At 50.4% G+C, this 274-nt stretch carries 1 protein-coding gene; it reads left to right on the top strand.

The annotated features are described in order from the left end of the window. Positions 1-274: SNF2 helicase-associated domain-containing protein (locus tag RYX56_RS22260; RefSeq protein ID WP_317124106.1), on the top strand; the 274-nt coding region annotated here is incomplete at both ends.

Raw genomic sequence — 274 nt, 5'->3', positions numbered from 1 at the left:
TTTCAACTGGCGATTTTCGATGAATGGGGTCGATTTGTCCGAGGAAGAGTTTGGTAAGCTTGTCGAGGAAAAGCGGCGGCTTGTCTATATTCGCGGGCGCTGGGTGAAGCTCGATCCGCAGTTTATTCGACAAATTCAGGATTTGATGAAACGGGCCGAAAAGGAGGGCCTGCAAGTTCGCGATTTGTTGGAACAAGAGCTAGTGGAGCCGAATGAGGACGGTGATGAGCCGGATAATCCGAAGGCGTTTGCGAGGATTCAAATTGAGCTGAAC

The organism is Alkalihalophilus lindianensis, from assembly GCF_032843265.1.
GTDB lineage: Bacteria > Bacillota > Bacilli > Bacillales > Bacillaceae_D > Alkalihalophilus > Alkalihalophilus lindianensis.
The sequence above is the reverse complement of the archived record's forward strand: the minus strand, read 5'-3'. Positions and strand labels throughout refer to the sequence as shown.